Origin of the sequence: uncultured Marixanthomonas sp., assembly GCF_963974425.1 — a bacterium.
Taxonomy (GTDB): domain Bacteria; phylum Bacteroidota; class Bacteroidia; order Flavobacteriales; family Flavobacteriaceae; genus Marixanthomonas.
Genome location: NZ_CAXBCK010000021.1, coordinates 15,716 through 29,539, shown reverse-complemented (window position 1 = coordinate 29,539; position 13,824 = coordinate 15,716). Strand labels below are relative to the sequence as shown.

Sequence of the window (13,824 nt, the reverse complement as noted above, 5' to 3'; positions counted from 1 at the left end):
CAATGAAAATCGTTTCCCAAATAAAACTTCCCATTGAAACTGAAATGGAACTTTTTGAAAAAAAGTTCTCGGGAGCCATGTCATCAAAAGTGGCTTTGCTCAATCGCATTACCCACTATGTAGTAAATAGAAAAGGGAAACAAATGCGACCTATGTTCGTTTTTCTTATCGCAAAGATGACGGGCAACGGCACAGTGGAAGAACGCACCTATCGTGGCGCTTCGGTTATTGAGCTTATCCATACCGCAACTTTGGTACACGACGATGTAGTGGACGACAGCAACCGTCGACGGGGGTTCTTTTCCATTAATGCGCTGTGGAAAAATAAAATTGCTGTTTTAGTTGGTGATTACCTACTCTCAAAAGGGTTATTGCTTTCTATTGATCACGAAGATTTCGATTTGCTTAAAATAATTTCAGTAGCTGTTCGTGAAATGAGCGAGGGCGAACTGCTTCAAATTGAAAAAGCAAGACGTCTCGATATTACCGAGGCCATTTATTTTGATATTATCCGCCAAAAAACAGCTACACTCATTGCTGCTTGTTGTGCTATGGGAGCGCAATCTGTAAATGCACCCAAAGAAGAAGTAGAAGCCATGCGTGAGTTTGGTGAGTTAATCGGGATTGCTTTTCAAATAAAAGACGATCTCTTTGATTATGGAGAAGAAAAGATAGGTAAACCCACCGGGATTGATATTAAAGAGCAAAAAATGACGCTTCCTTTAATTTACACGTTAAATACGGTTCCGCCCAAAGATAAACGGTGGATTATCAATTCAGTAAAAAACCATAATAAAGACAAAAAAAGAGTAAAGCAAGTCATTGCTTTTGTTAAAGATTCTGGCGGTCTTGAATATGCTGTTTCAAAAATGAAAGACTATCAGCAACGTGCGCTGCAAATTCTTCAGGAATATCCAAAATCACCTTATAAAGACTCGTTAGAGTTGATGGTAAATTATGTGATAGAACGGAAAAAATAGGTTTTTGATACTACTCCTTTTTATAAATATCCTTTCGGTATCCGTCGTCTTCCCCTTCTAAAATCTGCAAATAGCTTTTATAACGAGACCACGCAATTTCTTGATTCTCCAAGGCATCTTTTATCGCGCATTGAGGTTCATTTACATGAAGACAATTATTGAATTTACATTCTTGCTTACGTTCAAAAAATTCTGGAAAATAGTCACCCAGCTCTTCTTTATCTATTTCAACTACACCAAACCCACGAATTCCGGGTGTATCAATAATTTGAGCACCGAAGGATAGATCATACATTTCAGCGAAGGTTGTCGTATGTTGACCTTGTTTGTGTTGTTCAGATATTTCACCAGTTTTTAAACCAAGGTTAGTTTCAATAGCATTAACTAACGTAGATTTTCCTGTACCACTGTGACCTGAAAACACACTCACCTTATCTTGCATTACTGCTTTTACCTTATCTACATTTTTTCCAGTTTTTGCCGAAATGCCAATACATTCATAACCAATATCTCTATATAAAGCAGCAAGATATTTTATTTCTAGTAACTCGTCTTCATTGTACAAATCTATTTTGTTGAAAAGCAAAACAGCCTTAACATGATACGCTTCGGCTGTAATTAAAAAACGATCTATAAACGTGGTGAACGTGGGTGGGTTGTTAAAAGTTACTAACAAAAAGGCAACATCAATATTCGCAGCAATAATATGAGTCTGTTTAGAAAGGTTGACAGATTTTCTGATAATATAATTATCGCGCGATTCAATTTTATGAATAACACCAACGGTTTCGTCGCCTTTTGTCTCTATTTTGAAAACGACATGATCACCAACAGCCACAGGATTTGTACTCTTTATACCTCCTATTCTAAATTTCCCTTTTATACGGCATTGATAAAAATCACCCTGCTGAGATTTTACAGTGTACCAACTTCCAGTAGATTTATAGACAGTGCCTTTCATGGGTACAAAAGTCAGAAAATTAATTGGAAGTTATTGTTTATTGAATATTTTCTTTTGGTGGCCAATAGACTCTTGGTGAATAGCCTTATATAAGCGTAAAACAAACTCTTCACTAAGTTTGTTATGTTCTCCGGCTAAAATCATCCTACCTAAAATTTCGTTCCATCGTTTTACTTGTAGAATAGCAACATTATGGTCTTTTTTAAGTTCTCCTATATTATCTGCAATTTTCATCCGTTTACCCATCATTTGCACAATTTTATCATCAATCACATCTATTTGCGCTCGTAATTTGCTCAATTCATTGTTAAAAGCGACTTTATCGTCTCCTTTTTTACGAATACGAAGATCGACCGTCATTTGATCTAATGTTTGCGGTGTAATTTGCTGCTTGGCGTCGCTCCAAGCATTATCGGGGTCGTAATGTGTTTCGATCATCAAACCATCGTAGTTTAAATCTAATGCTGTTTGGCATAATTCAAAAATAATATCTCGCCTGCCAGCAATATGTGAAGGATCTAAAATCAACGGTAAATCTGGAAACTGATTTTGAAGATCAATAGGTATTTGCCACTCGGGATTGTTTCGGTATTTAGTTTTTTCATAAGTAGAAAAACCTCGGTGAATCACTCCTAAATTTTGAATATCTGCACTGTAAAAACGCTCTACTGCACCTAACCAAAGTGCTAAATCTGGATTTACAGGATTTTTAATTAACACCGTTTTATCGGTTCCTTGCAATGCATCTGCTATTTCTTGAACCACGAAAGGAGAAACGGTGGTCCTGGCACCGATCCATAATATATCAATATCGTGCTTTAATGCCAAATCTACATGATTTGCATTCGCTACTTCGGTGGTGGTCAACATACCTGTTTGGTCCTTCGCTTCTTGAAGCCATTTCAGTCCTAAGGCTCCAACGCCTTCAAAGTTTCCCGGCCGTGTTCTCGGTTTCCATATTCCAGCGCGGAGTACGGTAGTATCAGTATCTTTTAACTGATGTGCTATTTTTAACACTTGTTCTTGGGTTTCGGCACTACAAGGACCTGCAATGACCAATGGATGATCAAGTCCAAATGCATCTAACCAATTGCGTAGTTTTTTGCTGTTTTGCATAGTTTAAAAATAAAAAAAGCCCCATAATGGGACTTTTATATATAAATTATATTAAGTACAATAATCCCGATAGGTTACAGTTTAAAGAGATGCCACCAATAAAGAGAGTGATTGTACATACGTGTTTTTGTTTGGCGCTAAAGTAGCTAATAAATAATCATTTTAAAAAGGTTTTATATAAATTTTAAATCTTTCACAGCAATAAATTTATGTAATTTTGTTTTTAAAGATATATGTCAATAAACGTTTCAAATATTACCAAAAACTACGGCGAACAAAAAGCGCTCAACAATGTCTCTTTTGATATTTCAGCAGGGGAAATTGTGGGATTTTTAGGTCCAAATGGTGCTGGAAAATCTACGATGATGAAAATATTGACAACCTATCTCCCTGCTTCGGAAGGAATAGCTACGGTTAATGGATTTAACGTTTCAGAAAAAGATCATGACATTCAAAAAAGCGTAGGTTATCTGCCGGAACACAATCCATTGTATTTAGATATGTATGTACGAGAGTTTTTAAACTTTCAAGCTGAAATATACAATACACCAAAAAGTGAAATAGAGCGTATTATTGAACGTACCGGCCTTCTACCCGAGGCAAATAAAAAAATACAGCAACTATCTAAAGGGTACCGACAACGGGTTGGTATTGCCAGTGCACTTTTACACAATCCCGAAGTACTTATTCTCGATGAACCCACTACTGGACTGGATCCAAATCAGTTAATTGAAATACGGGAATTGATAAAAAGCATTGGAAAAGAAAAAACCGTTCTGCTGTCTACTCATATTATGCAAGAAGTAGAAGCAATTTGCGATCGCGTAATTATCATCAATAAAGGTGAAATTGTACTGGACAAAAAACTAAGTGAACTACAATCTGGTCAACAACAAATTGTGGAGGTGGAGTTTGATTATCGAGTTGAAACGGTTGCCTTACAACAAATACCCAATGTTACAAAAGTTGAAAACCCTGGCGGATATTTTATTTATAACATCTATTTTTCTTCGGAAAAAGATATGCGAAGCTCTGTGTTTGACTTTGCCCACGATAATGGGTTAAAGATTCTTCAACTTCATCAGAAAAACACAAACTTAGAAAAGCTCTTTGTAGATCTTACTGCTCATCAAAAATAAGTTGTCCTCTATATAACGCTTCTACCTCAACAATGGGAGGACGGTTTTTTGCTACTATATCTCCTAAGCTCACTATTTTCCCACGAATAGCTTCTTGAGGGTTTACAATCATTTCCTGTGTACCGCGATGAAAAACGGTTAATTGATTAATTAAGAGGTTTGCCGCCTGTATGCGCACATCTCCAGCGTAAATGCCAAAGTTAGCTTTATCTGCAGTCCCAGTAAGGAAAAAATTGGATAGGCCATTGGCTACTATTTGCAAGTTTTCAACTTGAAGATCGAGCTTAAAATCTCCATCAATATGGTATTCGTCTTCATTTTCTTGATCTTCACTAATCAAGGTTAAATTAGAGAATGATAATGTGCCTAAACCCTCCACAGCTAATCCCGAACTGTTTCTTATCATGTTAATGTTTGGGGTGGTTACATATACTTTTGTCAATCCGTAATCGCGTACTAAGTTGCAGCCATTATTATTGTAGAGGTTTAACACACCATCTTCCACTTGTACTTCAATATCGTTTAAAAGGTTTTCACCGGTTTCAACAATAACCTTTTGTGTATCACCTTGTTTTATAAAAAGCTGCGTGCGTTCCCAAACAATAATTTGGCTAAATGCTTCAACAGTAAACTCTTCTTGAATTATATCTCCGGAAGCTTGAAAACAGTTCAAACCTTTATCGGAATCACACCCAAAAAAGGCTAATAATAAAATTATAAAGATCGATTTTTTCATATTCTGGATCATTTCAGTAATCATTATAAACGGATACCTACTCCAAATTCAACCCCTTCGGCCTTCGCCCAATGGGCTTTTACGGTTACTGAAGCAAAAATTTTATCATTATAAAAATATCGTTTTAGGCCAAGTCGATTATATACTCTATTTTCAAAATCAAATGGATAATAAACATAATAACCTAATTGAGATACAAAGGCTACTTTATTAAAACGAAGTTCGTGCCCTATAAACAGTCCAACTCGTTTATAATCTTCATCTCCGCTAAGGTTATCTTCTGGATATGCAATAGAGCGGTAATATATTAATTCTTTAAAAAAATCAGCAAAGAATACATCTACACCTGCTTGCAATGTACTTTTATAGTTAATGCGCTTATCTACAAATGCCGAAGCCACATAAAATGGATACTGCCCTTGGCCCACGACATCGCTTTCATTCCAACCAAAGCGGAATACAAAATTATACTTTAGCTTTTCGGCGTGGGAAGAGCTTGGTGGATCGTCTTTTACAATATACTCCGGAAATTTTTCGTGATCGAACAAATAGCTAAGTCCAACATTAAATGCCCATGTATTTGTACTATTATTTGGTGCTCGTAAATTAGCATTAGAGTAATGGATTATACCAAACCCTGCCTGGAATCCAATTCCTTTATACACGTTTTCTTGAACATAATTGGCTTTTAAAAACGTGCTACTTAAAAAACGCGTTCCATAAGCGTTATTAATAAAGTTAGTTTCTGGATCATATGGATCGCTTGCGTAAGCAATACCTTGGCCCAAACGTATGACAAGGTTTCTATTAAAAAAATACCAATTGTAATGACCATACAAGCCAATGTTTTCGCCTAAATATTCATTTTTTAAGTTTTGATAAGCTAAAGTAAAACCCCAATCCGGATACTGATAACGGCGTTCCCATTCATTAAATCCGTAGGTTTTTCTATTATAAGATAGAATAAAACCTCTTGGATGCCCTGTAATTAAATGTGAGATATCGGGATTGTGCTCTAAAATACTACCGTAAAAGTAATCTGCTTCTAAAGAGAAGGGGTTTTGTTCTTTTTCTTGTGAAAAGACACTGAAGGTAAACAGAATAACTATAAGTACGGAAAGTTGTTGTTTCATATTTTCAGACAAGGCATAAATATACATTAATCCTTAAAGATTAAACGACCTGTGAACAACTCTTCTACATCTATTTCTGAAGGCCTGTTTACCGAAATAACGTCACCCGTGCCTTGGATAACTCCCGATATTTTATCTATAGGACTGACTATCATTTTATTGGCACTTCTCTGTCTAATTTTCAAAGTATCAATGCTAAAATCTTCACCTTCAAATCTTGGAAATTCATCACTAAATACCAAATTTGCTTGCTGTGTAGTTCCTGAAATATAAAAAACACTTTGCCCGTTTGCCGAAACTACAAAATCTTCACATTTAAGATTTAGATAGAAATCACCACTTTTACGAACATCCTCTATACTTCCTGAGCTATTACTAGTTAGCGTAAGCTTTGGAAAAACCAATACTCCTTCACTAGAAACATCGCGAGACGAAGCGTTTCTTATTTCTGAAATATTTGGCGTGGTTACAATAGCTTGAACATTGTCATAATCGCGTACCAAATTGCAAGTGTTGTTATTTCGTATCACCAACGTTTTATTTTCTATACTTACGGAAATATCGGAAAGTAAGTTTTCCCCGGTCTTAATTAATACTTGTTGAGTAGTCCCTTGTTTTAGTTGTAGAGCGACATCGGTTTCTATCCTTATTTTACTGAAATCGTCTACAGAAAACTCTTCAGTGACAATGTCACCAACAGTTTGAAAGCAACCTGGAGCATTCTCCGAATTGCAAGAAACCACTAGCAGATACAGAAAGATTATATAAATTGATTTTTTCATTGTTTATATTCTAAATCCGATTCCAAATTCAACTCCTTCTACTTTGGCGCCGTGCGATTTTAAAGTAGTTGCTCCAAAAATAGAGTCTGTGAGATAATATTTTAAACCTGCCCTAATGTATGTTCTTCCTTCAAAATCGTATGGATAATAGGCATAATAGCCAAACTGAGAAACAACGGCCAATTTATTTAATGTAAGTTCGTGACCTACAAAAACACCAACACGCTTATAATCTTCCTCGCCAGTTAAAGACCTATCAAGTTGAGAAGCCACTAAATAATCTATTTGTTTTTCTAAAAATTCTGAAAAAAACACGTCTGCCCCTACTTGAAATTTACTTTTATAACTTATCCTCTTGTCCAAAAAAGTAGAAACCACTAAAAAAGGATGTTGACCTAACCCTACATAATCACTTTCATTAATTCCACTTCGTAACACGAGGTTAAACTTTATCGGTTCTGTAACCTTTTCACCTATAACATCAGTTATATATTCAGGGTCTTCTGTTTTAAATTCATATTGCAATCCAAGATTGAATGTAAATGAATTGGTACTAGAATTGGGAGCTCTAAAATTTCCGTTAGAATAATGTACTAATGCCAAACCTGCCTGTAACCCAATATTTTTAAATATATTTTGTTTGTTGTAATTAAGCAATAAATAGGTTGAGCTTAAAAAATCACTTCCGTAGGCATTATTTTTAAAATTCGTTTCTAAATCAAACGGATTGGTATTGTAGGCAATCCCTTGCCCTATCCTAAAAACAATGTTTCGTTTTAAAAAGTAGAAATTAAAGTGACCATAGAGACCGTAATTTTCACCAAGTGTTTCATTACCTGGATTCTGGTGCACAAAAGACAAACCCCAATCGGGATAATTGTATTCCCGATGCCAGCGTTTTGAACCAAATGTTTTTTTATTGTACCCTAAAATAACCCCCTGAGGGTGATTTGTCACTAAGTGAGCAATATCCTTATTGTGCCGAACAATGGTGCCGTAAAAATAATTGGCATCTATAAAAAAGCCCGGACGTGTTTCTTCTTGTGAAAAGAGAAAAAGTGGGGTAAAAAGAAACGCTATAAGTAGGTTTTTATTCATCGACGGCAAAGTAACGCAATTTTTCAGTTTTAAAAGGGTAGGTTTTTTAAATCTACATTTCCGCCAGAGATAATTATACCAATTTTTTTATTTTCAAAAATTATTTTCTTCCGAAGCACCGCAGCCAGTGGAACTGCCGAGGAAGGTTCTACTACTATTTTCATACGCTCCCAAATTAAACGCATAGCATTTATTATTTCCGTTTCTTCAACACGTATAATTTCAGTAACCAATTTATTGATAATGTGAAAGTTTTTGTCACCTAAGTTAGTACGTAAACCATCAGCAACAGTGTTTGCGGTTTCATTGGTTTCAATTTTTCCGGTTTGCAATGAACGCCACGCATCGTCAGCTTCGTATGGTTCACCGCCTATTACTCGGCATTTTTCAGCTCCGTAATGAGCAGCCAATGCTGTTCCAGCAATCAATCCGCCGCCACCTACTGGAGTAAGGATGTAATCTAAATCTTGATGTTTACTCAACAGCTCCATCGCCGCGGTGCCCTGTCCTAAAATTACATCTGTGTTGTTAGAAGGATGAATAAAGGTCGCTCCTGTTTCTTTTTGAATTCGGTTTGCTTCCTTTTCACGGGCGTCTAGGGTTGGTTCAGATTCGGTGATTATCCCCCCATATTCCAGCACCGCATCTTTCTTAACTTGTGGAGCGTTTGAAGGCATAACGATATAGGCTTTTACGTTCAAGTTTTTCGCCGCCAAAGATAACGCTTGTGCAAAATTTCCAGAGGAATGTGTCACTACACCTGCCTGCTTTTGAGCTTCAGACAATTGCTGAATAGCGTTAATAGCACCACGCATTTTAAAAGCACCCGTTTTCTGAAAGTTTTCACACTTAAAATACAGTTTGGCTTCAGCTAATTTGTTTAATAAAGATGATGTGAGTACAGGCGTTTGGTGAACAAAAGGTTTGACTCTAGTGTAGGTAGCAACAACTTCTTCTTTAGATGGAATCATATGATAGTATTTCTGAAAAGGGAAAATAGCATATTTTTTTCAGAATCACCTCTAGAAACCACTTTGAAGTTAACCTTGTAAATGAATGCCGCACTCTCTATTTTCAAGTGCTTTTACAGGATCGTAATAATCAAATTCTGCTGGAAGATTATGTTTCTTCATATAGTCTAACATCTGAGCATCTGTAAAATGATAAAAAGGACATACTTTTAAAATACCATCTTCGGTAAAACTTAAGATATCAATCGATTTTCGATAATCCGTTTGATGTTTTCTAAGGTTGGTAAACCAAACATCTGGTTTGTATTTTACCAATGCTTCTTGAAAGGGTTCTAACTTCACCTTTTCTGAAAAAAATTCATGTTTTGGATTATCAATGGTAGGTTCGCCAATCATACTCTCTATAAACGCGGTGGTATACTTCGGGGTGAAAATTTCAATGTTTAAGTGCAAACTTTCAATTAAAGAATTAGCATGATTATATGTGGCATTTGTATTATAACCCGTATCGCACCAAACAACTTGTAAATCTTTTTGTTGCTGTATTACGGCATACAACAAGGCTGCAGAATAAGGGCCAAAACTAGTAGTAAGCCAAGGGTTTTCGGAAAATTGTAATGCAAAATTTATAATTTCCGAAGGTTGTTCGTACCGTAAATTTTGATTAAAAAATTGTATGTTTTTTGAAGAAATATTTTTCATAATCCTTTTTACCCTATGGGATTAGTAGATTTTACAAATATAAAGCTTTTTAATTTATAATTAAGCACCATTATGCTCTTATAATAATATCCTCAACGGTGGTGTTTTCGAAAATTTTCAGGGTGTTGTCCCGTACTTGAATCATTAATTTATGTACCGAACATGTATCTTCATCAGGGCAGTCATCACACTTTTCATAGAAATTCAAACTCACACAAGGCACCATTGCGATTGGGCCTTCCAATATTCTGTAAACTTCCGCAACTTTTATTTCAGCTGCTTCTTTCAGTAGATAATAACCGCCACCTTTTCCTTTTTTAGAACCTAAAAAACCAGCCTTACGCATACTAAGCAATATACTTTCCAGAAATTTTTGAGAAATATTTTCTGATTCAGCAATTACAGAAATAGGCACAGGTTCATCTTCTTCACGCTTTGCAAGAAAGGTAAGAGCTTTAATTCCGTATTTGGTTTTTCGAGATAACATTTTATATGAAATATAATAAAAAACTATAAAATTATCATAATTTATATTGTACACATAGATTTTTAAAAAAGATTTGAAGCGATTTTTCTAATATTATCACTTTTTCCCATTGAATAATAGTGCAAAAAAGGAATATCGCTTTTAATTAACTCCTTACTTTGGGCAATGCACCATTCTACACCTACCTGACGCACAGCTTTATTGTCCTTGCATTTTAATATTTGTTTTGTAAGTGCTTCTGGTAAATCAACATGAAACCGATGTGGCAATATAGTAAGTTGTTTTTTTGTTGAAATAGGTTTCAACCCTGGAATAATAGGGACAGTAATTCCATTTTTTCGGCAAGCTGCTACAAATTCAAAAAACTTTGCATTGTCAAAAAACAGTTGTGTAACAATGTAGGATGCCCCTTTCTCTATTTTTTTCTTTAAATAGGCAATATCACTTTGTAGACTTGGGGCCTCCATATGTTTTTCAGGATACCCTGCAACGCCTACACAAAAATCAGTTTTTGATTGGTTTACCGTTTCACCGTCTAAGTACCTCCCTTTATTTAACTGTATAACTTGATCTACAAGTCCTTCGGCATAACAATGTCCGTCTTTTTCGGGTTTAAAATATACTTCAGATTTCACCGCATCACCTCTTAGAGCCATGACGTTGTCTATTCCTAAAAAGTCCAAATCGATTAAAAAGTTCTCTGTATCCTCTTTGGTAAACCCGCCACACAATACATGGGGGATAGCATCTACTTTATATTTATTTTGAATCGCAGCGCAAATACCAACCGTACCAGGACGTTTTCGGACTATCTTTTTTTGCAATAATCCGTTTTCCATTTCTTTATAAACATATTCTTCTCGATGATAGGTTACATCTATAAATGGTGGTTTAAATTCCATTAGCGGATCAATACTATTAAAAACCGACTGTATATTTCTACCTTTTAATGGCGGTAATATTTCAAATGAAAACTGTGTGTTTCCGTTTTTGTTTTCTATGTGTTCTGTTACTTTCATGAGTCTGCTCTATTCGATTTTAACCAGTTTTCAGCTTTTTCAACTGGAATATTTTTCCGCTTTGCAAAATCGTTTACTTGATCGTTTTTGATTTTCCCCACTCCAAAATACCGTGCTTCAGGGTTGGCAAAATAATAGCCGGATACCGATGCTGCAGGCCACATCGCCAAACTTTCGGTAAGTTGGACGCCTATCGTTTCTTCTACTTTTAAAAGTTGCCAGATGGTTTCTTTTTCCAAATGATCGGGGCACGCTGGATAACCCGGTGCAGGACGAATGCCTTTATAGGTTTCTTTAATCAACTCTTCATTGGTTAAGGTTTCGTTTTTTGAATATCCCCAATGTTCTTTCCGAACTTTCTCGTGTAAATATTCAGCAAACGCTTCGGCAAGACGATCGGCCAATGCCTTTATCATAATAGCGTTGTAATCGTCTAAATCTTTTCTATATTTTTCTGCTTCTTCGTGTGCACCAAACCCAGCTGAAACACAGAAGCAGCCTACGTAATCCTGTCTTTCACTTTCTTTAGGGGCTATAAAATCTGCCAACGCAATGTTTGGTCTTCCTTTGGCTTTTTTACTTTGTTGACGAAGCGTTCTAAAGTACGTAGTTTCTTTTTTTCCTTCGGAAGAATAACTAACTTGAATATCATCGTCATTGATCGTATTGGCTTCAAACAGACCAAAAATAGCTTTGCCTTCTAGTATCTTTTCACAAAAGATTTTCTGAAGCATTTCTTGTGCATCATTATACAATTCAGTGGCTTGAACACCGACTAGCTCATCTTTTAAAATTGCCGGAAATTTGCCGTGTAAATCCCAACTTCGGAAAAAAGGCGTCCAATCTATATACATTTCAAGCTTGGAAAGATCAAAATTTTCTAGTGTCTGTACGCCCAATTCTTTAGGTTTTACAATTTCAGAAGTGTTCCAATCTATTTTAAATTTATTCTTCCTTATTTCATCTACAGGAAGATACGTTTTCGTTTTTTGACGTTTCAGAAACGCTTCCCTAAAAGAAGCATATTCAGTTTTTAAATTGTTTTTATAATCTATAGCTGTTTCCTTTTGCAACAAATCGCCCACCACGGTTATCGCCCTAGACGCATCATTTACATGAATCACAGCATTTTCATATTGGGTATCAATCTTTACAGCGGTGTGTATCCTGCTCGTGGTGGCTCCGCCAATAAGTAATGGAACGGTAAAGTTTTGTCGCTGCATTTCTGAAGCCAGAAAAGCCATTTCGTCCAATGAAGGTGTAATGAGACCACTTAAACCAATAGCATCTACGTTGTGTTTTTTAGCTTCGCTTATAATTTTATCGGGCGGTACCATAACACCCAAGTCTATAATCTCATAATTGTTACAAGCCAAGACTACACCAACAATATTTTTGCCAATGTCGTGTACATCGCCTTTAACTGTGGCCAATAAAATTTTACCTTTTGCGTAGTCATTCGTACCATCTTTTTCTTCTTCAATAAACGGCAACAAGTACGCAACGGCTTTTTTCATTACCCGCGCGGACTTTACCACTTGAGGCAAAAACATTTTTCCGCTGCCAAAAAGATCGCCCACTACATTCATCCCCGTCATTAAATGGCCTTCAATTACTTTAATTGGTTTGGACACAATTTTTCGAGCTTCTTCTACATCCGTTACAATATAAGTGTCAATTCCTTTTACTAAGGCGTGGGTAATTTTTTCCTGAAGTGATTGCTCCCGCCAAGAAAGATCAACTTCTTGTTTTTTGGATGCTCCTTTCACCGTTTCAGCAAAACTCAATAACCGTTCAGTGGCATCATCACGCCTGTCGAGAATGACATCTTCTACACGCTGTAACAAATCTTTTGGAATATTATCGTACACTTCCAACAAGGTAGGGTTTACAATACCAATGTTCATTCCAGCATCGATGGCGTGATATAGAAACACAGAGTGCATGGCTTCTCGTACGGGATTATTCCCTCTAAAACTAAATGAAACATTGCTCACACCTCCACTAATGCTACAATGTGGCAGGTTTTGTTTTACCCAACGTGTTGCTTCAATAAAATGAATGGCATTTTTTCTGTGTTCGTCCATTCCGGTGGCGACAGGAAAAATGTTTAAATCAAAGATGATGTCTTCTGCCGGAAATTGAACAATATTCACCAGCAGTTCATACGAACGTCTTGCAATTTCAATGCGCCGTTCGTAAGTGTCTGCTTGCCCTTTTTCATCAAAAGCCATAATAATTACTGCGGCGCCGTAGCGTTTTATTAACGTTGCTTGTTCAATAAAGGTTTTTTCGCCCTCTTTTAAGCTAATGGAATTCACGATACATTTGCCTTGCACCACTTGCAGTCCGGCTTCAATAATCTCCCATTTTGAACTATCGATCATTATAGGAACCTTCGCAATATCGGGTTCTGCCATAACAAGATTGAGGAATTTGACCATCGCCTGCACCCCATCTATGAGACCATCGTCCATATTCACATCGATAATTTGTGCGCCGCCTTCTACTTGATGTCTGGCAATGGTTAACGCTTCATCATATTTATCTTCATTGATCAATCGTAAAAATTTACGCGATCCGGCCACATTGGTTCGTTCTCCTACATTGATAAAATTACTTTCTGGTGTGATTACCAAAGGTTCTAACCCAGAAAGTTTCAACTGTTTTGTAATAAGCTTTGTAGCGATTCCCTCCATA

The 13,824-nt window shown here is 36.3% G+C and carries 13 protein-coding genes; 2 read left to right on the top strand and 11 right to left on the bottom strand.

Annotated features, from left to right (window positions below; all coding sequences use genetic code 11):
• The first annotated feature begins 2 nt into the window (after positions 1–2).
• Positions 3–980, top strand: coding sequence for a polyprenyl synthetase family protein (locus tag AACZ92_RS07770; RefSeq protein ID WP_339699340.1), 978 nt, complete (start codon positions 3–5; stop codon positions 978–980).
• Between the two features lie 10 nt (positions 981–990).
• Here the strand turns inward: AACZ92_RS07770 and rsgA are convergent, their stop codons facing one another.
• Together rsgA and AACZ92_RS07760 are read right to left on the bottom strand one after the other, a co-directional pair.
• On the bottom strand, positions 991–1,941 hold the full coding sequence (rsgA, locus tag AACZ92_RS07765; protein WP_339699337.1) for a ribosome small subunit-dependent GTPase A: 951 nt from the start codon (positions 1,939–1,941) through the stop codon (positions 991–993).
• A 30-nt stretch (positions 1,942–1,971) separates the two neighbouring features.
• A complete protein-coding gene (locus AACZ92_RS07760) occupies positions 1,972–3,057 on the bottom strand; it encodes a bifunctional 3-deoxy-7-phosphoheptulonate synthase/chorismate mutase type II (protein WP_339699334.1) in 1,086 nt (361 codons plus the stop codon).
• 233 nt (positions 3,058–3,290) lie between these two features.
• Here AACZ92_RS07760 and gldA point away from each other — a divergent pair, with 233 nt between their 5' ends.
• Positions 3,291–4,196 carry a gliding motility-associated ABC transporter ATP-binding subunit GldA gene (gldA, locus tag AACZ92_RS07755; protein ID WP_339699331.1) on the top strand — a complete coding sequence of 302 codons (906 nt, stop codon included), beginning with the start codon at positions 3,291–3,293 and terminating at the stop codon, positions 4,194–4,196.
• Here gldA and AACZ92_RS07750 read toward each other — a convergent pair.
• The 9 genes from AACZ92_RS07750 to metH form a co-directional block, all read right to left on the bottom strand.
• On the bottom strand, positions 4,177–4,932 hold the full coding sequence (locus AACZ92_RS07750; protein WP_339699329.1) for a head GIN domain-containing protein: 756 nt from the start codon (positions 4,930–4,932) through the stop codon (positions 4,177–4,179). The two genes, gldA and AACZ92_RS07750, sit on opposite strands and share 20 nt — an antisense overlap.
• 23 nt (positions 4,933–4,955) lie before the next feature.
• Positions 4,956–6,065 (bottom strand): acyloxyacyl hydrolase, encoded by a 1,110-nt coding sequence (locus AACZ92_RS07745; protein ID WP_339699326.1) that lies wholly within the window; start codon positions 6,063–6,065, stop codon positions 4,956–4,958.
• Between the two features lie 26 nt (positions 6,066–6,091).
• A complete protein-coding gene (locus AACZ92_RS07740) occupies positions 6,092–6,847 on the bottom strand; it encodes a head GIN domain-containing protein (protein WP_339699323.1) in 756 nt (251 codons plus the stop codon).
• A 3-nt stretch (positions 6,848–6,850) separates the two neighbouring features.
• Entirely contained in the window at positions 6,851–7,945 is a 1,095-nt protein-coding gene (locus tag AACZ92_RS07735) for an acyloxyacyl hydrolase (protein WP_339699320.1), read from the bottom strand.
• Between the two features lie 29 nt (positions 7,946–7,974).
• On the bottom strand, positions 7,975–8,916 hold the full coding sequence (locus AACZ92_RS07730) for a pyridoxal-phosphate dependent enzyme (protein ID WP_339699317.1): 942 nt from the start codon (positions 8,914–8,916) through the stop codon (positions 7,975–7,977).
• Positions 8,917–8,985: 69 nt separating this feature from the next.
• Positions 8,986–9,618 (bottom strand): phosphoadenosine phosphosulfate reductase family protein, encoded by a 633-nt coding sequence (locus tag AACZ92_RS07725; protein ID WP_339699314.1) that lies wholly within the window; start codon positions 9,616–9,618, stop codon positions 8,986–8,988.
• 70 nt (positions 9,619–9,688) lie between these two features.
• A complete protein-coding gene (locus AACZ92_RS07720; RefSeq protein WP_339699427.1) occupies positions 9,689–10,105 on the bottom strand; it encodes an Rrf2 family transcriptional regulator in 417 nt (138 codons plus the stop codon).
• A gap of 62 nt (positions 10,106–10,167) precedes the next feature.
• Positions 10,168–11,124: a methylenetetrahydrofolate reductase [NAD(P)H] gene (gene metF / locus AACZ92_RS07715; RefSeq protein WP_339699311.1), complete on the bottom strand. Its 957-nt coding sequence runs from the start codon at positions 11,122–11,124 to the stop codon at positions 10,168–10,170.
• The gene (metH, locus tag AACZ92_RS07710; RefSeq protein WP_339699308.1) at positions 11,121–13,823 is read right to left on the bottom strand and encodes a methionine synthase; all 2,703 of its coding nucleotides are present in this window, start codon (positions 13,821–13,823) and stop codon (positions 11,121–11,123) included. The genes metF and metH overlap by 4 nt, the downstream gene beginning before the upstream one ends.
• Position 13,824 lies beyond the last annotated feature (1 nt).